The organism is Citrobacter sp. Cc139 (genome assembly GCF_030334645.1).
GTDB classification, from domain to species: Bacteria; Pseudomonadota; Gammaproteobacteria; order Enterobacterales; family Enterobacteriaceae; genus Citrobacter; species Citrobacter werkmanii.
In genome coordinates this window covers 17,888-39,049 of record NZ_JAOWDM010000081.1, presented here as the reverse complement: position 1 = coordinate 39,049, position 21,162 = coordinate 17,888, and the positions used below count along the sequence as shown (strand labels likewise).

Below are 21,162 nucleotides of genomic sequence, written 5' to 3'. Positions count from 1 at the left end.
CATGAAACACCCGCTTGAATCGCTGATGACCGCCGCTGGGATCCTGCTGCTGGCTTTTCTGTCCTGCCTGCTCTTACCTGCCCCTTCACTTGGCCTGGTGCTGGCGCAAAAACTCGTCGCCACCTTTCATCTGATGGATCTCAACCAGTTTTACACGTTGCTGTTTTGCCTGTGGTTTTTACTACTGGGGGTGATTGAGTATTTTGTGCTGCGCTACATTTGGCGGCGCTGGTTCTCGCTGGCGGATTAAGCCCGCAAGAACCCGGTGCCGTTAATGCGTTCGACTATGATTTTCTTTGCGATAAGCGCCCGGCGGTTGACTAAACGTACGGGTGAAAATACGCGTAAAAGTCTGCTGTGAATCGAATCCGTACTTCAAACAGATGTCGTACACTTTCTGATCGGTATCGCGCAGATCGCGCGCCGCCAGCAGCAGTTTACGCTCACGGATGTAACGCCCCAGGCTCTCGCCTTTGTACTGCATAAAAAGACGCTGTAGGTGCCATTTTGAATAACCCGCATGGCGGGCAATATCATCAATGCGCAATGGTTGATTCAAATTATCATCAATCCATTCAACAATCGTATCAATTACCTGAGCAGAAATCGTCATTATGCTCTCCCCTGTGTTCATTGATTCGCCTGCTGCCACCAGGCCGTAAACGTTTGGTCCGGTTCGGACAGTATGACCGGTTCACCCAGCATCGGCGTCAGCAGTCGGTAATCTTGTTGGCGGCTGGCAAGCGCCAGTCGTTTGTACGGATCATCCCAGGTATGTTTCGCCAGAACAAAACGACCTGCGTGACCGGGCAAAACGGCTTTCGCATGCAGATCCGCCGCGGCCTGAGCCGTCTCTTCCGGCATCATGTGAATAAACTTCCAGTCCTGGTCATACTGACCGTTCTCCATAATCGCCAAATCAACCGAGCCAAACTGCTCGCCAATGGCTTTAAAATGCGGCCCGTAGCCGGAATCCCCGCTGTAATAAACGTTCTGCCCCGGCATTTCAAACATAAAGCTGGCCCACAGCGTCTGATTACGCTTAATGCCTCGCCCCGAAAAATGGCGGGCTGGCAGAACATGAACAATCAGTGAATCCGTCACTCTGACGGACTGATTCCAGTCACGTTCGTCGATTATCTCGCTGCGCATTCCCCAATAACGCAGATGCGACCCCACACCCAGCGGCGTAATCACCCGTTTAATCTTCGGCATTAACGCCTTGATGGTGGCGAGATCCAGATGGTCATAATGATCGTGCGAGATGATGAGCAGATCGATCTCCGGCATCGTCTGCGCGGTCCACGGATAATCCCCGGCAAAGGCTTTGTTCAGAAATGAAAACGGCGCGGCATAGTTGCTGAACACCGGATCAATCAGGATGCGTTGACCCGCCAGTTGCAAATACCATGAGGAGTGGCCCAGCCAGACCAGAGTATCCTGCTGCGGCGGTAACCCGGCGAGATCGCTCGCCACCAGGGGTAACGGCTGCGCTGGCCGCGCATTTTCACGCTTAGCGACCAGAAACTCCCACCAGGCCGCCAGCATACCTTTGTTACCGGTATAGCCCGGTGTTGGCACCTGGTTATGAAACTGTCCATCACGATAGTGTGGCGACTGTTCAACCTGACTCAGTTGTGCCCCTTGCGGCGCCTGGCCAAATCCGGCATTGAGTACAAACGGTAAACTTGTAGCAGCGGCAATAAGCATAATAACAACCACACAAACTGTGAGACGCTTCATATCCTGACCTTAAACGCGCCTCCTTTCCGCTGGTTTGCGCGACTGACTCTTGATCATGAGTGAGTAAGCACTCATTATAGAAATCGAAAGTTCGCCGTCAAGATGATTTTCAATCTTTGACATTCTCCGTTGCGGTGCTGCAAAGGCCGTGATTCAATCATGTTTTTTACAGACTTAAGGGTAAAGTGTAGTGGCTCGTCCGAAGAGTGAAGACAAAAAACTGGCATTACTGGAAGCTGCAACCACAGCATTTGCACAATCAGGTATTGCGGCCTCAACCGCCGTAATCGCGCGCAATGCAGGGGTTGCGGAGGGAACGTTGTTTCGCTATTTCGCGACCAAAGATGATCTGATCAACGAGCTTTACCTCTTTTTAAAACACGATCTCTGCCAGTCGATGATGGCCAATCTGGACCGTTCAGTGACCGATGCCAAAACCATGACTCACTACATCTGGAACAGCTACATTAGCTGGGGTCTGAATCATACCTGCGGACATCGCACCATTCGTCAGTTGGCCGTCAGCGAGAAAATCAGCAAAGAAACTGAACAGCAGGCTGACGATATGTTTCCGGAACTGCGCGATCTTTGTCATCGCTCCGTGCGCCCTGAATTTATGTCGGACGAGTATCGCGCCTTCGGCGACGGACTTTTTTTGACACTTGCAGAAACAACCATGGAATTCGCTGCCCGCAACCCTGCCCGCGCGACTGAATACATTTCGTTGGGGTTTGAAGCCATGTGGCGCGCCCTGACCCGCGAGGAAAAATAATGGATGGAAAGACACTGCATGTCTGCGCCAAGCGCCTTGCGCTTGAACTGCCTTTTACTGAGCACTGCTGGCCTTTTGGCCCGGAATACGACGTGTTCAAGGTCGGCGGCAAGATTTTCATGCTGGTCTTTGAACATCACGGACGCCCGCTGGTTAACCTGAAATCCGATCCGCAAAAATCACTGTTAAATCAGCAGTTCTACCCCAGCATTGAACCCGGTTATCACATGAATAAAAAGCACTGGATCTCAGTCTATCCAGGCGACGACATTACCGAGTCATTGCTGACGGACCTGGTGAGCGACTCATGGCACCGGGTGGTGGATGGTTTGCCTAAGCGCGATCAGCAACGCCTGCGGCCAGGCTGATTTATCGTTAGCGTCGATAAGTGTTTTTGCATTTTTCGCTCTTATCATTTTCTCGCTAACCCTGTACCCTGCTGAAACTAAACGCACCCGCAGGGTAGGAAAACCACCAGGAGTAGTTATGGATATTGTTTCTGTCGCCTTAAAACGTTACTCCACTAAGGCATTCGATCCGAATAAAAAACTGACCGCTGAGCAGGCCGAAAAATTAAAAACGCTGCTGCAGTTTAGCCCGTCCAGCACCAACTCTCAGCCGTGGCACTTTATCGTTGCCAGCACTGACGAAGGTAAAGCGCGCGTGGCGAAATCCGCAGCCGGCGGCTTTGTATTCAACGAGCGTAAAATGCTGGATGCATCCCACGTTGTGGTGTTCTGCGCCAAAACGGCGATGGACGATGCATGGCTGGAGCGCGTCGTCGATCAAGAAGAGCGCGATGGCCGTTTCGCTACCCCGGAAGCCAAAGCCGCTAACCACAAAGGCCGTACTTTCTTTGCCGACCTGCACCGCAAAGATCTCAAAGATGACAACCACTGGATGGCGAAACAGGTGTACCTGAACGTCGGTAACTTCCTGCTGGGCGTTGCGGCGATGGGGCTGGACGCGGTGCCAATCGAAGGCTTTGATGCTGCCGTTCTCGACGCAGAGTTTGGCCTGAAAGAAAAAGGTTTCACCAGCGTGGTCGTGGTCCCGGTAGGTCATCACAGCGTAGAGGATTTCAACGCCGCGCTGCCGAAATCTCGTCTGCCGTTGGAAACAACGCTGACGGAAGTCTGATTTTTGCCGTTATGCCCGATGCGTGTCGCCGTCATCGGGCGTATCACTACTGATTCAGCCACGCCAGAGCCTGCTCCCCCGCTTCATCCATCGGTAAATAAACCAGCAGCCGCGAACCGTTACGCGGGGCGGAATACCAGTACATTTGCTGCAAGCTAAAACGCCCTAACTGCGGATGAACAAAGTTTTTGACCTGATTTTCCACACCGCGAACGTCATAACGCTGATGCCATAATGCTTCAAACTCAGACGATGCGGCAAAAAAGCGCGCCAGTTTATTTTCCCAAACAGGATCGCTGCGATGTTCCGCCATTGCGGCACGGAAATAAGAAACAAACGTCGGTAATACATCGCAGTTTTCTATCCGGCTACGCCAGGTTTCATTCGTGAGATAGAGGTAAATACAGTTGCGGTCTTCGCTCGGGAGCGTGGAGAAATCAACGCCCATCAACCGGCAAAAACTGTCGTTCCAGGCCACGATGTCAAAACTGGGTTTCTGAATACTGGCGGGCTGCGGCATCAGGCTGTCGAGCATCTTTCGGGTGCCTGGCGCAATCCCTTCACACACCATCACCGGCGTGGATTCCGGTGGCGTCAATCCGGCCAGTACAAACAGGTGGCGGGTTTCCAGCGGACTGCATTGCAGCGCGCTCGCTACATTCAGCAAGACCGCTTGCGACGGATTGACCTCTCGCCCCTGCTCCAGCCAGGTGTACCAGGTGACGCCAACGTTAGCCAACATCGCGACTTCTTCGCGGCGCAGACCGGGCGTTCTTCGCCGCCCAATGCGCGGCAGACCCAGACGCTGCGGATCGAGGCTTTCCCGTCGCGCACGTAAAAACGCGCCAAGCTGCTTGCGGCTGTCATCAGGGAGAATAACCGCGGATTCCTGTTGCGCTATTACCGACATGGACTCTCCAGCATAGTAGTACCAATACCAGTATAACCAGGAACTGGTACCCGTTTAATTTTTCAGTGATGCTACGTCCATCTGCAAAATGATGCAATGGAGTTACTATGAGTACATCAACTGTTTCACCCGGCCGCATAGGGTTGCTCCTGTTATTGACAGGCCAAATGCTCCCGCTCATTGATACATCAATTACCAATGTCGCTCTGGATTCCATTACCCAGTCGCTTCAGGCCACCACCACACAGCTGGAGCTGATTGTCGCTTTGTACGGGATGACTTTCGCCGTTTGTCTGGCGCTGGGCAGCAAACTCGGTGATAACTATGGTCGCCGCCGCCTGTTTATGACAGGCGTCGTGCTGTTTGGCATCGCCTCTCTTTTATGCGGGATGGCGAATTCCATTCATATGTTACTGGCTGCCCGCGTTCTACAAGGTGCGGGCGCGGCGCTAATCGTGCCGCAGATCCTTGCCACCCTGCACGTCACGCTGAAAGGTCCTGCACATGCGCGGGCCATCAGTTTGTATGGAGGAATTGGCGGCATCGCGTTTATTGTCGGCCAGATGGGCGGAGGCTGGCTGGTTTCGGCAGATATTGCAGGGCTGGGCTGGCGCAACGCCTTTTTTATTAATGTCCCGATCTGTCTGTTAGTTCTGATGTTCAGCCAACGCTATGTCCCGGAAACCACGCGAGAAACCCGAACCCGCATCGACTGGCTGGGCACCAGCAGTCTGGCTGCGATTCTCTGCTGCTTGTTGTTTCCCATGGCATTAGGCCCGGAAACCGGCTGGCCGTGGCAGACTCAGCTTGCTCTGGTCGCCATCCTGCCTTTGGGATGGTGGATGCGCAGCAATGCGTTACGACAAGAACAGACCGGGCAACATCCTCTCTTACCGCCACGCCTGTTAAAACTCAGCAGCATCCGGTTCGGCGTGCTGATCGCATTACTGTTTTTTAGCGCCTGGTCAGGATTTATGTTCTGTATGGCGCTGACGCTACAGGCCGGTCTGGGGATGGCGCCCTGGGAATCCGGCAATAGCTTTATTGCGCTTGGCGCAGCCTATTTTATCTCCGCCTGTTACGCACCGCGACTCATTGCCCGCTATAGCACGGGACGTATTCTGCTCACCGGGTTGATTATTCAGATCGCTGGCTTGATGGGCTTAATGATGACCTTCTGGTATTCAGGTATGCATACCTCGGCCATTTCGCTCGTTCCGGCGACAGCGTTTATCGGCTATGGTCAGGCGCTGATTGTGAACAGTTTTTATCGCATCGGTATGCGCGATATCGCCACGCACGATGCGGGCGCCGGAACCACCATTCTGAGTACGTTGCAGCAGGCAACATTAGGACTCGGTCCCGCCGTGTTGGGGGCGCTGTTCCTGCATCTGCAGCAACATTACCATGGTGATTACACGCGCTCGGTTATCGGCTTTTTAGCCGTCGAAGCCACAATGATGACCGTACTGTTACTGACTACCTTTTTATTTCGCCGCACGCTGAATATCAATCCGGTGTGCGCCAGCATCACCGCAAAATCGTAGGCAAGACGAGCGTAATTTGCATAAGCTCCCGACAGCGGTCATCATAGGCCGCTGTTTATTAAGGAGACATTATGCAGGAATTGATATCTCAGGTAGAAGAACTCGGCATTGAAATAAACCACACCACCTCGCTGGTGATGATTTTTGGCATTATTTTTCTCACCGCCATTATTGTTCACGTTATTTTGCACTGGGTGGTGCTGCGCGCATTTGAAAAGCGCGCGAACGCCAGCTCCCGTCTGTGGCTACAAATCATCACGCAGAACAAGTTATTTCACCGGCTGGCATTCACCCTGCAGGGTATCATTGTCAACATTCAGGCCGCGCTGTGGTTACAAAAAGGCAGCGAAGCCGCAGAGATATTAGTGACCTGCGCTCAGCTGTGGATCATGATGTACGCCCTGCTGTCCCTGTTCTCCCTGCTGGACGTTATTCTCAATCTGTCGCAAAAACTCCCAGCCGCATCTCAGCTACCGTTGAAAGGTATATTCCAGGGAATCAAACTGATCGGCGCAATTATCGTTGGGATTTTGATGATTTCCCTGCTGATTGGTCAGTCCCCGGCAATACTGATAAGCGGCCTGGGCGCGATGGCCGCCGTCTTAATGCTGGTGTTTAAAGATCCAATCCTCGGCCTGGTGGCCGGCATACAGCTTTCAGCCAACGATATGTTGAAGTTGGGCGACTGGCTGGAAATGCCGAAATACGGCGCAGACGGCGCGGTTATCGATATTGGTTTGACCACGGTGAAAGTGCGCAACTGGGATAACACCATCACCACTATCCCCACCTGGTCACTGGTATCGGACTCTTTTAAAAACTGGAGCGGGATGTCTGCTTCCGGGGGGCGACGCATTAAACGCAGCATCAGCATTGATGCCACCAGCATTCATTTTCTTGACGAAGATGAACGCCAGCGACTGCATAAAGCACACCTGCTAAAGCCGTATTTAACCACGCGTCATCAGGAAATTGACGAGTGGAATCAGCTATTGGATGCGCCTGAATCCGTATTGAATCACCGCCGGATGACCAATATTGGCACTTTCCGCGCCTATCTGAACGAATATTTACGTCACCATCCGCGGATTCGCAAAGATATGACGTTAATGGTACGCCAGCTTGCGCCGGACGATCATGGTTTGCCGATCGAGATTTATGCTTTTACCAATACAGTAGTCTGGCTGGAATATGAAAGTATTCAGGCTGATATCTTCGACCATATATTCGCAGTGATCGAAGAGTTTGGCTTACGCATTCATCAGTCGCCTACCGGAAATGATATTCGCGCATTGTCAGGGGCTTTTCAGCGTTAATCGGCAATGAGAAGTGGTAACCGATCTCATCGCCAGGATGAGATCGGTTAGATATTAGCGGGATTTACGGCGCAGCAGTTTGAAGGCAACAAACAGGAACAGGATCCATATCGGCAGCAGAATAGCGGACAAGCGCATATCATCCATGGTGCACATCAGCACCAGAATCATGCCGAGGAAGGCAATGCACAGATAGTTTCCGGCCGGATACAGCAGCGCTTTAAACTGGGTATCACGTCCTTTGCGGCGCATCGCCGCGCGGAATCGCAAATGCGCCAGACAAATCATAATCCAGTTTAGTAGCAGCGTCGCGACAACCAGCGCCATCAACAGACTGAACGCTTTTTGCGGCAGCACATAGTTGATCAACACCACCAGTGACGTAATCGCGCCGGACAGAATCAATGAGTTCACCGGAACGCCACGACGACTGACGCGGGTTAAAAACTTCGGCGCATTTCCCTGCACGGACAAGCCAAACAGCATGCGGCTGTTCGAGTAAACACCGCTGTTATAGACCGACAGTGAAGCCACCAGAATGACAAAATTCAGTGCAGAAGCCACCACGTTACTGTCAAGATTATGGAAAATCATCACGAACGGGCTACTGTTTGATTTCACTTCCACCCACGGGTACAAGGCCAGCAGCACCACCAGAGAACCGATGTAAAACAGCAAAATACGGTACACCACCTGATTTACCGCTTTCGGGATGCTTTTCTGCGGATCCTGCGCTTCCGCGGCAGTGATCCCTATCAATTCCAGCCCGCCAAACGAGAACATAATCACCGCCAGCGAAAGGATCAATCCGTTCCAGCCGGTGGCAAAAAAGCCGTTGTAACGCCAGAGATTATCGATGCTCGCATGTTCCCCGCCGTTACCGGAAAACAGCATCCAGATGCCAAAACCAATCATGCCGATAATGGCCAGCACTTTAATCAGCGCAAACCAGAATTCCGTTTCGCCATACAGACGTACGTTAACCAGATTGACGGCGTTGATGATCACAAAAAACGCGGCGGCCCAAATCCAGGTGGGGACATCGGGCAGCCAGTACTGCATGTAGATTCCGGCCGCTGTCAGCTCCGCCATGCCAACCAGCACAAACATCACCCAGTAGTTCCAGCCGGACAAAAATCCAGCAAACGGTCCCCAGTATTTATAGGCAAAATGGGCAAACGATCCGGAAACGGGTTCTTCCACCACCATTTCGCCCAGTTGACGCATAATCAAAAAAGCGATGATTCCGGCTACGCCGTAACCCAGTAACACCGCAGGCCCCGCCATCTGAATGGCCGGACCAATGCCCAAAAACAGGCCGGTCCCAATTGCTCCGCCCAGCGCAATTAACTGAATATGGCGGTTTTGCAACCCCCGCTGAAGCGTCGGCTCATTCGTCGACGCGGCATCAGACACGCTGGTGTCAGATGCAGTTGACGCGTTTTTCACGCCCTTCCCCTGTGTCGTTTTTATTGAAGGGGCTTCTTTTAACATTTCAACCTGGTTGCCGCAAGGCGCAATCGTTTAACACCATGGTCATCAGCGATGCCTGAGCCGTTGTTATTTTTCATGGGGCTGCTCCTTACCAGAGCTCACGCTTTTCATAATTACAGTGAATTATTCTGGACGAAAAGGCATTCCAGGCCACAGAATGCGCTTTACTGTTTTTCTAACATTTTCAAATGGGTGAGCCTGTTGTATTTCAGTCACTCATTTTTAAGCCAGGCCAGGCAACGACTGTCATGAATAAGATCATCAAACGACTGGAAATCGTCAAAAGCGCTATTGAACTGGAAGATGAGGAGATTATTTTCCAACAGGTGGCGCATCTGAAAAATGAGCCTTTGTCAGTCGTGCCAGGCACCATCGTGCAGGCGATCGAAGCCCGGCGCTTTAGCGATGCTCTGCGTGAAATCACCGCCTGGCTGCAATCTCAGCGGGCAGTCTCTACGTGGCAGGATCCTGCGATTGCGGCGAGTAAACTCGAACTGAAAGCGCTGGAAACACAATTGCGTGACCTGATTGATAAGCGCAACACGCGCATTCAAATCCTTGATGATTTCAACGATCTATACCATCTTCGTCTTGGGCCGTTGATGAGCCGCATCCTTGAGCTGCGTAAGCAACTGGCCGCCAGCGCGCAACGTAAGCAGGAAGCGGAGCGAAAACGCCGGGAAAAAGACTATCAATCCTGTCAGCACTATATTTCCCAGGCCGTTGAGCAGTTGGCCAGACTCAAGCAGCAATGGATGAACCAGCACTCAGATTCGCGCGAATCTGTCGAAACCCGGCAACGCATTCAGCAACAAACGGAGCTGATCACCGCCCTGCTGGCGGAGATTCGTGAACTGGAAAACGACTTTTCTCGCCAGGACGACAGCGCGACTCGCCAGGCACAAGAAGAGGCCAGTCATGAATATGATGAATATCAGGAGCAGCAGCAGGACGCACAGCATCGTTTTACCCGCGATCAACGACTTTCTCCCGATGAGCGTAGCGAGCTAAAGCGCCTGTGGCGGCAGGCCAGTCGTCTTTGCCACCCGGACGTAGTGGCGGATGATCTGAAAGAGAAAGCGCATCAGATGATGGTACAGCTTAACCAGGCGCGCCAAAATGCCGACCTTGCCGCCGTACGGGCGTTACTGACCCAGTTACAAAGTGGTCTCGAACCGATGATGGCGAGTGACCGATTGAACGATCTGCAGCATTTACGCAGCAAAATACAGCAGCTCAGAGAACAAATTAACGCACTGCTGAAAGAGATTACCGAACTAGAGGCGGAAAACGCCTGGCGCCTTGCTTCCTCCGTGACCGATAAAGAGGCTTACTTCTCTGACCAGCAACGGGCGCTGACGGAAATCCGCAACTCGCTGGAACAACAGGTGCAACAGGTCGAGCAGGAGCTGTTAGCGGGCTGAGCGCTAGCAGCGAAGTAAGCAGATAAAATGACAACGGCAAGCAACATGCTCAAATAAAGCACAAAAAGACTAACTCAGAATAAAAAACCATGAATCTTTTTTTAATTGGCTAAATAGTCTTAAATTCAAACATTTTTAGATGCTTAATGTAAATTTGGCGATATTTCCATCTTCACTGTTCCCACCCGCCCCTTCTTCCTAATCTTAATTAAGAATTCTCCTACCCACCAACCAGTCCATCATCACAAGCTGGCATTCCTTTGAAATATAATCATTTTTAAATAAATCACCGTCAATAAGCCCAGGAATATCCTGCCTTTATGGAAAAGGTGGGCCCATTCTTGTGGTGATCCATAAGCGAAATCTATCAATCATCTGCTCAGAGGTGATATAAACGATTTATCTTAAATTTTAACAAAGTGTAATATCTACTTTCAGAATAGTTAATGCTTCAAATAAATACAGAAAATATCTGTTGAATCGGCAATAAATAAGGATACGTTCAAGCCAAAGAACGTTATACGAGATTTAATTAACATTCCACGCGTCGCAAGAAACTCTTTTTTCAGCCAGAAAAAAGAGGCGACTGCTTGCATTAAAATTTCAAGGAGATCGTAATGTCTAAGGCTATTTTTTTGGGTGATTCACTTTATCCCTGGCTAGGCATGCGAGAAATTCTACGTGGTTCATCATTATATATTGATATTACATACCACTCCTCTCAGACGTTTTCAGCAATCAAGTTCCTGCCAGATGGCACGGATTACATCATTATTAATCCTGACAAATCAGATTTTTTAAAATATGCCAGGATTATCCGCAGCATGGCTATCCGCCCTGCCACAAAAATTATTGTTTTGGCAGATGAAGCCACCTTTTCTCTTTTTCAAACCGTTTGCGGGAAGAACATGCAATTACTCGATCAAGATGCCAGTCTCGATCGGTTACTGCATGCCGTTACACGTATCATACAGAATAAAAAACAAAATAATATCAACGCACTACAGACTAAAATTACCGCAAACGAATTCAATATCATGATGATGCTTGCCCGGGGTTGGTCATTGGCACAAATCGCCGGGGCGTCACTAAAAAGTGAAAAAACCATCGGGGCGTACAAAAGCAACATTGCCAGAAAGCTCGGCAAAAATAACACCCGGCTCAAGTACACCATTTCCCACTATAGCCAGCCGTAACTGACTTATTTAAGGACAATTATCACGGTTATTATTTAACTCTTTCCTTTCGGCTCATTTTAAATTCCGCAACGCTCGGAAGGGAGCCCTATTCCCAAAAATCAATATGCCGGGTAGCGCATCCGCGGGCCAATCATAGCCAACAACTCAACGTATTAACACATACATAACAGGAATGTAGACGAGGGTTATATATGAACAAAGTTTACAGCATTATTTGGAACGCGGCGCTCGGCATCTGGGTGGTCGTTTCTGAATTAACTAAAGGCAAGAAAAAAAGTAGTTCACGTAAAACTGTCGCCGTCCTCGCTGCTGGCGCATTAAGCGGAGCGTCGATGATGGCCTCGGCTGATCCGATTATTGATATCGGCGATCATAATATTTCTACTGACTACCAGCGAGGAATTTCCGCTGGCGTTTATGAGGGAATTCATAACTACGGCTTCTTATATGAAGATAATACCACTGGTCAGGCGCTCAATATCAGCGGCGCGATCCCGACGATTACCCCAGGCCAAAGCGGCGTTGTTGAGTCAACGACTATCCGGGAGCTGCTGCAAACCGGCAAAATCACGCTTAAGGCTACCAGCCCTGACCAGAGCGTAAAAACAATCTCTACGGAGGAAGAGCTGGCAGAATACCTGACTCATACCCAGTCAGCGAAGCCTTCGCAAAGTACGGACTTTGATATTTTTGATCCGGCGCTCCCCGGAGAGCCAGAAACCATTAAAGTTTTTGATACCAGTGCGTTAGCCGGGTTTATCACTGAGTCACAAATTGGCGATGCTGTTTTAAATACGTATGATGCGCAACAAACGCAAATCTATAAGCAATTTGGCATCGCGTTGGCGACCAATGGCGCCACAGCCAATCTGAATATTGGCAACGATACGCTTCATGTACGTGACAAAGCCAATACCATCGAATTACTGGCTAAAGATTCCTCGCTGCTGGAAGCGCAAGGCGCCAACAGCCAGGTGAACTGGCAATCCGATAACTACATCAAATTTAACGCCGCCCCCGTTATTCCGACCAAAACGTTTAACGGTTCCAGGACGACCTCCGTATTTGGCGGCGATGTAACGCTGATGACGTATGGCTATAACGACGCTGGCGAGGTTATCGAAACGGGGGAAAAAACGTTCTCAATTACCACGGCTGCGGAACTGGCTGAGTTCAATAGCTGGTTGTTAGGTGAAAGCGATGATGCCGCGCAAAAGCCGGATGGACAAAAAGTCAGTCAGATCCAGTTGTGGCTGGATGTTGAAGACAGTCAAATCACAACCGTCTCCGCCGCGCAAGCGAAGTATGCTGAGCTGATAGATGACTTACTGACTTCAGGTAAGTCATCTGATGTTATCTCCTGGGATTACGACGTCTGGACCGATGGCGAGTCGCATAGCAATAACACGACCGCCGAACGCGGTGAGCTACACGCTATCTATGCCAACGGCGCGGGTACCGCCGGTACGTTGAATAAAGATGCGATGATCGCCGTAGACGGCAGTATTAATGGCGTGATGAAAGCCATTGACGGCGGGGTTATCACTAACCTGGGCGAACTGAACGCATTGCGTACCTCTACCGGCCAGAGCCTGGCAATTGGCATGCTGGCGAAAGATGCGACAGCAACCAACCACGGAACGATTAACGCCGGGCTGTTTATTGATAAGGACGGTAACCAAAACGTCAACAGCTACGGTGCATTTGGCATGCAGGGGCAAGGCGCCAGCGTAATTACCAACGAAGGCACAATCAACCAGGCGATTACTACCGATAACTTCGGTACCGCTTCTGCTGCCGATCCCTGGAGTAAAGACGATCCCGAGACTTCGTTGACGCTGGCCATTGGTATGCAGTTGTCCAACGACGCGCAAGGCACTAATAACGGCGATATCAATATCGTCAACGGACACAAAAACAATACCCCCTTTGGTAACGGCACCGCCTTTGGCGTAGAAGTCGCCGACAACGCCACATTTACCAACACCCAGAATGCCTCTATTTACCTTGGCCGCTATGCTAATAATTCCTCCCAGGATGCCATACTGCCAGGCGGTTCCAGCCCAAGCGCCGGTATCATGACCAAAAGCGCCAAAGAGGTGATTAACAACGGTCTCATCACCCTTGGCGTCGGCATACGTAACGCCGCCGGGATCCTGATCGGCAATGCAACAGGTAATGTGCTGAATACCGGCACTATCGCAATCAATGGCGATGGCCGTGGAGGCACCAGCAAGAACTACGGCATTACTGTGCGTGACAGTGGCGCAGAGAATGGTCAGATCATTAGAAATGACGGCAAAATTAACGTTAATGGCAACAATAACGTCGGGATCCACGTCAGCGCCAATAAGAAAAATGCCGAAGTCACCACCAGCGCTTCTGGTTCTATCGTAGTAGACGGTGACGGCGGCGTCGGTAACCGAAACTATGCTATTTGGGCAGAAGGCGGCGCCAACGGTCAGGCAACGGTCAATGTCTATTCTGATATCACCCTGAATCAGGCAGGTAACATCGGCGTACACGTGCGTGATAACGCCATCGCTAACGTCGATAGTCTGAGTAGCCCGGCGTTCAACAACACCGATCAGATTGGTTATTACCTGTATGGTAAAGGCGCGACCGCCAATATTGGGCAGGCGGTGATGAATGACAACGGCCAGGATCGCACCACTATTTTCCGTATCGCCAATGGCGCATTGTTGGCCGGTAATACGACTAACCCGAAAGATCAGTCCACTTCTGACCTGAATCTGACGCTCAGCGGCAACAATTCTGTTGGCGTGCTCGCCACCGGCGCAGGCAGTAGCGTAGATACCGGGGAAGCGACGTTTACCGTTAAGGGCACCAACTCCGCAGCGCTGGTCATCGAAGGCGGCGCCAACGGTACCATCAGCGATAAAACCACCATCAATTTAACCGGTGAAAGCACCGTTGCCGGGGTGGTGGATGGTCAGGCGCATCAATTGAATGGCGACACGCAGGGGAATGCCACGAGCACCACCCTCACCTCAAACGCGAAGATTACCTCTGAAGCCAGCGGCAACAAGGTTATTGCCTATGTGGCGAGAAATCTGGGCAACCTGCTCCTCGATACCAAAGCGAGCATCGATCTGGCCAGCGTCGACAGCATCGGCGTTGATGTGCAACAAGGCGGGAACTTAACCAATAACTCCTCCAGCGCCCTGCATGTCAGCAACGGCATCGGCGTACGCGCCTCAGGCTATAACGCGCAGATTAGTAAGCTGGGCAAAATTCAGGTTGATGATGGTACTGCTGGCGTTCTGCTGACCCAGGGGGCCAGTCTGCTGATCAACGGTAAAACTGGCGACAGCATTACCACTAATGGATCTGCTGATGGTATTCGTCTGGCCGAGGGCGCAGGCGCGCTGGCCGCGCAAAGCGTGATGATTCGCGCTGAGGGTACTGGTGCCGGTATTCAAAACGATGCCAACAACACCAATATCACACTGCGTGATGTCACTATCGATTCCAACGATGGTCCAGGGATCCGCACCAGCGTCGCGCTGACCATGAACGATGGCCTGAACAACATCCTCAACGTCAACGGTAAAGGTACCGGTTTCGCCTTTGAGCAGCGCAATGGCGACGCGGTGACGGGCGATCTGACCATCGGCAAAGGCTATACCGTTGAGGTGCGAAACAGCGAAGGTAGCGGTATCCGCGCCAATACGGATGGCCAGGTCACGACCAGTGCCGACATCAACGTACATAACAGCGCAGGCGGTTCTGCGATCATCGCGAAAAACGTCAGCGCATTAACCAACAGCGGGAAGATTATTTCTGCCAGCACGACCTCACCGGTGATTGACGCCAGCGGCGACAGCAAGAAAAAAATCACCAATACCGGTACCCTTCAGGCCATCAACGACACGGCAGTGGCTATTCAGTCTGGTAAAGGCAATGACACCATTGATATCAGCGGCGGTATCACCAGCGGCGTAATCAATACCGGCGAAGGCAGAGATACCTTCAACTGGCGCAGCGGTTCCTATGCGGGCGAAGTGAATTTCGCTGGCACTGGCGGCAACAATAAAGCCAACATCGGCAATGTAATACTGGATAAAACGCGCCACATCATTACCGCTGCGGGTACGGGCAATGCCCTCACCTTCACCAATACGAAAGATGCGAAGATTGGCACGCTTGCCAGCGACAACCTGAATACCGGCACCAACATTGGCACCGGCTGGGATTCCCTGACCATCAGCGGATCAAACGCGGATGTACGCATCGTTGAAAACCTGAGTCTGGCGAGCAAAACCCTTGCCGTAAACAATGGCGCAACGCTGCGCACCGGCGATCACGTTGAGCCGACCAGTACTGCCGCCAGCATTGGCGATTACGATGTGACGACCCAGGGCGCAGGCAGCAGGGTTATCTTCGATACCCTGGGAGATGCGTCAGCGGCGCAGATCTATCGTGGCATCATCAGCGGCGACGGGAAATTTGAACGTGCGGCGGGCGGCACCACGGTGTTTACCGCCAACAACAGCTACACCGGCTCTACCACCATCGCGCAAACCGGTACGTTGCAGTTGGGTGACGGCGGCAATGAGGGCGAAGTCAGCGCCGTATCTGACATCATCGACAACGGCGTGCTGGCGATCAACCGCGCCAACAACGTCCTGCTCAACGGGGTGATCTCTGGCATCGGCGCGCTGCAACAAATCGGCGGCGGCATTACCCGTCTGAACGGCAATAACACCTATACCGGCGATACCACCGTCACCAACGGTACGCTGCTGGTGAATGGCGATCAAAGCGCGGCGCGCGGCGCAACGACCGTCAGCGGCACATCCACACTTGGCGGGAATGGCATTATCGGTGGCAATGTATTGATGAACGATGCCACCACCCTCAGCGCGGGTGATGGCGGTGCAGGAACGCTCACCATTAACGGTAATCTGCAGCTTGGCAGCAAAACGACCTCCGCTTTCGAACTGGGCAACGCTTATACGCCAGGCGGTGCGCTAAACGATCTGGTCAACGTCGCAGGCGATCTGCAGCTTGACGGAACTCTGGATGTTACCACTTCACAGGGTGGTAACTTCGGTCCGGGCGTATATCGTATCTATAACTATGGCGGCACGCTGGATAACCAGACGCTGGAGCTGGGCGCAATACCGGACAGCCAGGATAAGAGTAATATTTTTGTCCAGACCTCTATCGACAAACAGGTCAACCTGGTGAACGCCAACGGCGTTACCCTGCAGTTCTGGGACGGCGCAACCGTCAATCAGAGCCATGGCGCGTCGGGCATTGAAGGCAACAGCAAAATTGACGGCGGCGATGGCAAATGGATGGCGATCGGCAGCCAGGGAGATAACAACTGGACCACGGCAACCGGTGAAGGTAACGCCCCTTGGGCGCAGAAATCCTTTGCCGTCTTCACCACCAAAGGCGGAACCGTTACCGTGGATAACGCCGCGGGCGAAGTTAACTTCTCCGGGGCGCAGTTTGACGCCGATGGCTATATCGTTAAAGGTGATGCGCTTAACGCGTATGCCACCACAGAAAACGCGACCCATGCAGGCCAGACGCCAGGCACCGGTGAACTGCTGCTGCGCGTTGGCGCCGGTGGCGCGGGTCAAAACTTTACCGCGGCCATTGAGTCGGTGATCCGCGAAGCCAGCACGACTGACAAACTGACGCTGGTGAAAACCGACCTTGGTCGTCTGATCCTCAGCGGTGATAACGAGTATCGCGGCGGCACGCGCATTGATGGCGGTACGTTGCAGATTTCCTCTGACAGCAACCTCGGCCAAAGCGGAACCGATCTGGTTATTAACAACGGCTCCACCCTGCAGATGGGTGCGGACCTGACCAGCAATCGCACTATCGAGCTGGGAGCGAGTGATAACGCGGCGGTGTTTGACCTCAATTCGCGCCACTTCACGCCAGCCGGTGAGATTACCGGCGACGGTAAACTGAAAGTCACCAGCAGCTCAAGCGATGCGGGCAGCACCTTGTCGCTCGATCGCGCCAACAGCTACAAAGGCGATACCGAAATCGCCGGTACGGGTAATGCCAACAATGTCACGGTCAACGTCAGCAAAACCGGGGCCTTTGGTAGCAATGAAAGCAGCACCGTGAACGTCAATAAGGGGGCGACGCTCAATGTCAGCGGGACAGAGACCAGTCTGAAATCCCTGACCATGAACATCGCCGACAGCCTGTTAACGCTGGCGGATAATGTCACCGCAGCAAGCGCCAAACTCAACCTGACTGGCGCTGCAAAAGCGCTGTTAACCGACAACGCCACCGCAGGCAACGCGACGGTTAACGTGGCAAAAGACAGTACGCTGGCTTTGGAAGAGAATGCCAGCGGCGGCAATGCCAGCGTGAATAACAGCGGACTGATGACCTTTGCCGACCTGGCGATGGCAGAAAATACCGTCGTTAAAAACCTGGTGGGCGGTAAGGTCGATATCAGCGCGGTCGACAGCGCAACCTCTATCGGCTCGTTGTCCGGCGCGGGGAATGTCGAATTGGGCAATAAAGCATTGTCGCTGGGGAATCTGCAACTTGATGACACCATCAGCGGCATTATCAGCGGTAACGACGGTAGCCTGGTGAAAATCGGTGATGGCACCTTAACGCTGACAGGCGATAACACTTATACCGGCACCACGGACGTCAATGAAGGCGTGCTGCTGGTCAACGGCAACCAGTCTGCCGCGACCGGTCAGGTAACGGTTAAATCCGGCGCGACGCTCGGCGGGAACGGTATTATCGGCGGCGCGGTTGACGTGCTGGACGACGGTCATATTACAGCTGGCGCCGCCATCAACAGCGTGGGTAAACTGACCACCGGTTCACTGACGCTGAGTGATAACGCCCAACTGGATTATCAGTTTGGTCAGGCTTATACCCCAGGCGGTGCCTTCAACGACCTGATTGATGTGAATGGCGACCTGACGCTCGACGGTAAGCTCAATATCGAGACCTCTCCGGGCGGCAGCTTTGACGTGGGCGTTTACCGCGTCATCAACTACACCGGCACCTTGACCAACAATGTGATGGACATTGCCAACGCGCCGGAAGCCGCAGACAGCCTGTACGTGCAAACCTCGGTTAACAACCAGGTTAACCTGGTCAACCATGCCGGACTGACGCTGCGCTTCTGGGACGGCACCGGCGGTGAGAATGGCGAGCTGAAAAACAACGGCGTCATCAACGGCGGCGACGGTATCTGGCAATCCAGCCAGGGTAACGACAACTGGACCACGGATGAATCCACGCCAGAAGGCGCGCTGAACGCACCGTTTACCGATGCCGCCTTCGCCGTCTTCCAGGGTGAAGCGGGCAACGTCACCGTCGATAACAGCAAAGGCGACGTTATCATCAGCGGCGCACAGTTCGCCACCGATGGCTATCGCGTGGGTGGTGAGGCCATTACCACCGACACAGCGAACACGCTGATTCGCGTCGGCGATGGCACGGTAGACGGCGCAAACTACACCGCAACTATCGACAGCGTGATCCGCGGTACCGGCGGCCTGAATAAAGGCGATCTCGGTACGCTGATCCTCACTGGCGACAACACCTACAGCGGTGGAACCACCATCACCTCAGGTACGTTGCAGGTGGCGGGTGATACCAACCTTGGCGCGCCGGAGACGGGTATTACCTTCAACGGCGGTACGCTGAAGTATGGCGAAGCATTTGATACCGCCCGTCAGGTGACGCTGGAATCCGGCGGCGGGACATTCGATACCAACGGACATAACGTTTCCCTGCTGACGGAAGTCGAAGGTAATGGTCATCTGACCAAAACCGGTAAAGGCTCCCTCACCCTGACGCTGGATAACACCTACACCGGGGGCACTACCATCGAACAAGGCGTTTTACAGTTGGGTAATGGCGGTAACATCGGCAGCATTCAGGGAGATATCGTTGATAACGGCGTACTCAAGGTTGATCGCGCGGATACCCTGGCGTTAACGGGCAATATCAGCGGTAAAGGCCTGTTGCACCAGACCGGCAGCGGTATTACGGAACTGCAAGGTGAAAACAGCTACAGCGGCGCAACGTTGATTGCCAACGGCGTACTGCAGGCGGGTAATATCAACACCCTGAGTAGCGCGTCACACCACTACGTTGTCGCTGACACCATGTTGAACACGCAGGGATACAACCAGACCGTCGCAGGCCTGAGCAACGGCGGTGATGTCTCGCTCATCGGCCAGCAGACTGGTACAACGTTAACCGTCAAAGGGGATTACGTCGGCGAAAAAGGGATCATCAACATGGCGGCCATTCAGAATGGTAGCGGTGCAGGTATTGCCGACCGTCTGATTATTGATGGCGGTAAAGCCAGCGGGAGTACGCTGCTGGACGTTGATGGTTCTGGCCTCGGCGCCCCGACCGTCGGGGATGGTATCGAGGTGGTCACGGCCCTCAATGGCGCTACCACCACCGCGCAAACGTCGCGCGACGCCTTCCACCTTGCCGCCGATCGTATGGCAGCAGGCGCGTTTGAGTACCAACTGCATGCGGGCAATGCTCAGGGTCAGGGGGAAAACTGGTATCTGAGAAGCGAATATCGTCCGGAAACCATGCTGTATTCAGGCCTTGCCAGCGTCGTGCGTCAGGGTGACATTAGTCTGCTGGGTAACATGCACCAACGTATGGGCGACGAGGTTAAACCGGGCATTGATGAAGATAATCGCGCCTGGGCGAGAATGCTTGGTTACTCCGGTAAAACCAAACTGGACGATGCGGCCGGTACGCAAACCAGCTCCCATACTATGGGTATCCAGGTCGGCGTCGATATGTATGCTAACGAAAGCTGGAAAGCCGGGATGTATACCAGCCTCCTTGACATCGACAGCAATGTGAAAGGCACGAAGACGGGTAGCGACGGCAAAGGCGGAAACATCGATGACAATGCGTTTTACGTCGGCGGTTACGCCACCTGGTTCTCGGGCGACGGGATGTATGTTGATAACGTCCTGCAGTACGGTAACCATAAATCTCGCCTGGCGGCGACCGGGAACAACGGTTCTTATACCGTCAAAGGCAACACGCTGACGGCGTCAACGGAGGTGGGTAAATCGTTCCGTCTGGGTTCAAGCGCCTGGAGTCTGGAACCTCAGGCTCAGTTAATCTACCAATACAGCGATTTTGATAATGGTCGGCTTGATGGTGTGACCCAAACGAAAGTGAAAATGGATACCGCTGATTCCTTTACCGCCCGTCTGGGCGTACGTCTGGTTGCTGACTATGACACCAACCATGGCAAATTCCAGCCGTACGGCAGGGTAAACGTCTGGCAGGGTCTGGGTTCAAAAGACAAAACGCACTTTAGCAATGCGGTCGCCACCACCACGCTCGAATCCTCACAGCAGTACTCCAGCACCGAAGTTGCGGCCGGTCTGTCCTGGTCAATCGACAGAAACGTGCAGGTCTACGGTGAACTGGGTACGCAATTCAGCAACGGTGGCAGTAAGTCGCAAGTTGAAGCACCGATCAATGCTTCCATTGGCTTTAAGAAATCGTTCTAAGCAGTCATAAACTCACCAGCCCTCTGTTCTGCAGGGGGCTTTTTTTTGCCTTTCAGGGCTGCCTGATACGCTACGCTTATCAGTCCT

The 21,162-nt window shown here is 52.8% G+C and carries 13 protein-coding genes; 9 read left to right on the top strand and 4 right to left on the bottom strand.

The features are described from left to right. The first annotated feature begins 1 nt into the window (after nt 1). Nucleotides 2-250, top strand: a complete 249-nt coding sequence (locus tag OGV69_RS11715) for a DUF1158 domain-containing protein (RefSeq protein WP_069323123.1) — start codon at nt 2-4, stop codon at nt 248-250. A gap of 21 nt (nt 251-271) precedes the next feature. Here the strand turns inward: OGV69_RS11715 and OGV69_RS11710 are convergent, their stop codons facing one another. Together OGV69_RS11710 and OGV69_RS11705 are read right to left on the bottom strand one after the other, a co-directional pair. Then, nucleotides 272-613, bottom strand: coding sequence for a RamA family antibiotic efflux transcriptional regulator (locus tag OGV69_RS11710; RefSeq protein ID WP_003021996.1), 342 nt, complete (start codon nt 611-613; stop codon nt 272-274). A 17-nt stretch (nt 614-630) separates the two neighbouring features. Further along, entirely contained in the window at nt 631-1,743 is a 1,113-nt protein-coding gene (locus tag OGV69_RS11705) for an MBL fold metallo-hydrolase (protein WP_069323122.1), read from the bottom strand. Nucleotides 1,744-1,933: 190 nt separating this feature from the next. On the opposite strand from OGV69_RS11705, the gene OGV69_RS11700 reads away from it, so the two are divergent. From OGV69_RS11700 to nfsB, 3 genes are all read left to right on the top strand, one after another. Next, nucleotides 1,934-2,515: a TetR/AcrR family transcriptional regulator gene (locus OGV69_RS11700; protein WP_069323121.1), complete on the top strand. Its 582-nt coding sequence runs from the start codon at nt 1,934-1,936 to the stop codon at nt 2,513-2,515. Next, nucleotides 2,515-2,883 carry an MmcQ/YjbR family DNA-binding protein gene (locus OGV69_RS11695; protein ID WP_069323120.1) on the top strand — a complete coding sequence of 123 codons (369 nt, stop codon included), beginning with the start codon at nt 2,515-2,517 and terminating at the stop codon, nt 2,881-2,883. The genes OGV69_RS11700 and OGV69_RS11695 overlap by 1 nt, the downstream gene beginning before the upstream one ends. A gap of 118 nt (nt 2,884-3,001) precedes the next feature. Next, nucleotides 3,002-3,655: an oxygen-insensitive NAD(P)H nitroreductase gene (gene nfsB / locus OGV69_RS11690; protein ID WP_069323119.1), complete on the top strand. Its 654-nt coding sequence runs from the start codon at nt 3,002-3,004 to the stop codon at nt 3,653-3,655. Nucleotides 3,656-3,701: 46 nt separating this feature from the next. On the opposite strand, the gene OGV69_RS11685 is transcribed toward nfsB, so the two are convergent. Beyond that, nucleotides 3,702-4,565, bottom strand: coding sequence for a helix-turn-helix transcriptional regulator (locus OGV69_RS11685; protein ID WP_085047567.1), 864 nt, complete (start codon nt 4,563-4,565; stop codon nt 3,702-3,704). A 107-nt stretch (nt 4,566-4,672) separates the two neighbouring features. On the opposite strand from OGV69_RS11685, the gene OGV69_RS11680 reads away from it, so the two are divergent. Together OGV69_RS11680 and OGV69_RS11675 are read left to right on the top strand one after the other, a co-directional pair. After that, complete coding sequence (locus tag OGV69_RS11680) at nt 4,673-6,112, top strand: MFS transporter (RefSeq protein ID WP_069323118.1); 1,440 nt, start codon at nt 4,673-4,675, stop codon at nt 6,110-6,112. 71 nt (nt 6,113-6,183) lie between these two features. Then, a complete protein-coding gene (locus tag OGV69_RS11675) occupies nt 6,184-7,428 on the top strand; it encodes a mechanosensitive ion channel family protein (protein ID WP_069323117.1) in 1,245 nt (414 codons plus the stop codon). Between the two features lie 54 nt (nt 7,429-7,482). Here OGV69_RS11675 and pheP read toward each other — a convergent pair whose 3' ends face one another. Further along, entirely contained in the window at nt 7,483-8,877 is a 1,395-nt protein-coding gene (gene pheP / locus OGV69_RS11670; protein WP_038638573.1) for a phenylalanine transporter, read from the bottom strand. Nucleotides 8,878-9,170: 293 nt separating this feature from the next. On the opposite strand from pheP, the gene OGV69_RS11665 reads away from it, so the two are divergent. From OGV69_RS11665 to OGV69_RS11655, 3 genes are all read left to right on the top strand, one after another. Beyond that, nucleotides 9,171-10,346, top strand: a complete 1,176-nt coding sequence (locus OGV69_RS11665) for a coiled-coil domain-containing protein (RefSeq protein WP_069323116.1) — start codon at nt 9,171-9,173, stop codon at nt 10,344-10,346. Between the two features lie 617 nt (nt 10,347-10,963). Beyond that, the gene (locus OGV69_RS11660) at nt 10,964-11,542 is read left to right on the top strand and encodes a helix-turn-helix transcriptional regulator (RefSeq protein WP_069323115.1); all 579 of its coding nucleotides are present in this window, start codon (nt 10,964-10,966) and stop codon (nt 11,540-11,542) included. 194 nt (nt 11,543-11,736) lie between these two features. Continuing rightward, nucleotides 11,737-21,075: an autotransporter outer membrane beta-barrel domain-containing protein gene (locus tag OGV69_RS11655; RefSeq protein WP_069323114.1), complete on the top strand. Its 9,339-nt coding sequence runs from the start codon at nt 11,737-11,739 to the stop codon at nt 21,073-21,075. The last annotated feature ends 87 nt before the right edge of the window (nt 21,076-21,162 follow it).

Bases quoted from the DNA above. Each gene is read 5' to 3' on its own strand.
- OGV69_RS11660 (WP_069323115.1), top strand. From the start codon at position 10,964: ATGTCTAAGGCTATTTTTTTGGGTGATTCACTTTATCCCTGGCTAGGC.
- OGV69_RS11715 (WP_069323123.1), top strand. From the start codon at position 2: ATGAAACACCCGCTTGAATCGCTGATGACCGCCGCTGGGATCCTGCTG.
- OGV69_RS11675 (WP_069323117.1), top strand. From the start codon at position 6,184: ATGCAGGAATTGATATCTCAGGTAGAAGAACTCGGCATTGAAATAAAC.
- OGV69_RS11665 (WP_069323116.1), top strand. From the start codon at position 9,171: ATGAATAAGATCATCAAACGACTGGAAATCGTCAAAAGCGCTATTGAA.
- OGV69_RS11685 (WP_085047567.1), bottom strand. From the start codon at position 4,565: ATGTCGGTAATAGCGCAACAGGAATCCGCGGTTATTCTCCCTGATGAC.
- OGV69_RS11695 (WP_069323120.1), top strand. From the start codon at position 2,515: ATGGATGGAAAGACACTGCATGTCTGCGCCAAGCGCCTTGCGCTTGAA.
- OGV69_RS11705 (WP_069323122.1), bottom strand. From the start codon at position 1,743: ATGAAGCGTCTCACAGTTTGTGTGGTTGTTATTATGCTTATTGCCGCT.
- OGV69_RS11710 (WP_003021996.1), bottom strand. From the start codon at position 613: ATGACGATTTCTGCTCAGGTAATTGATACGATTGTTGAATGGATTGAT.
- OGV69_RS11655 (WP_069323114.1), top strand. From the start codon at position 11,737: ATGAACAAAGTTTACAGCATTATTTGGAACGCGGCGCTCGGCATCTGG.
- OGV69_RS11680 (WP_069323118.1), top strand. From the start codon at position 4,673: ATGAGTACATCAACTGTTTCACCCGGCCGCATAGGGTTGCTCCTGTTA.
- nfsB (WP_069323119.1), top strand. From the start codon at position 3,002: ATGGATATTGTTTCTGTCGCCTTAAAACGTTACTCCACTAAGGCATTC.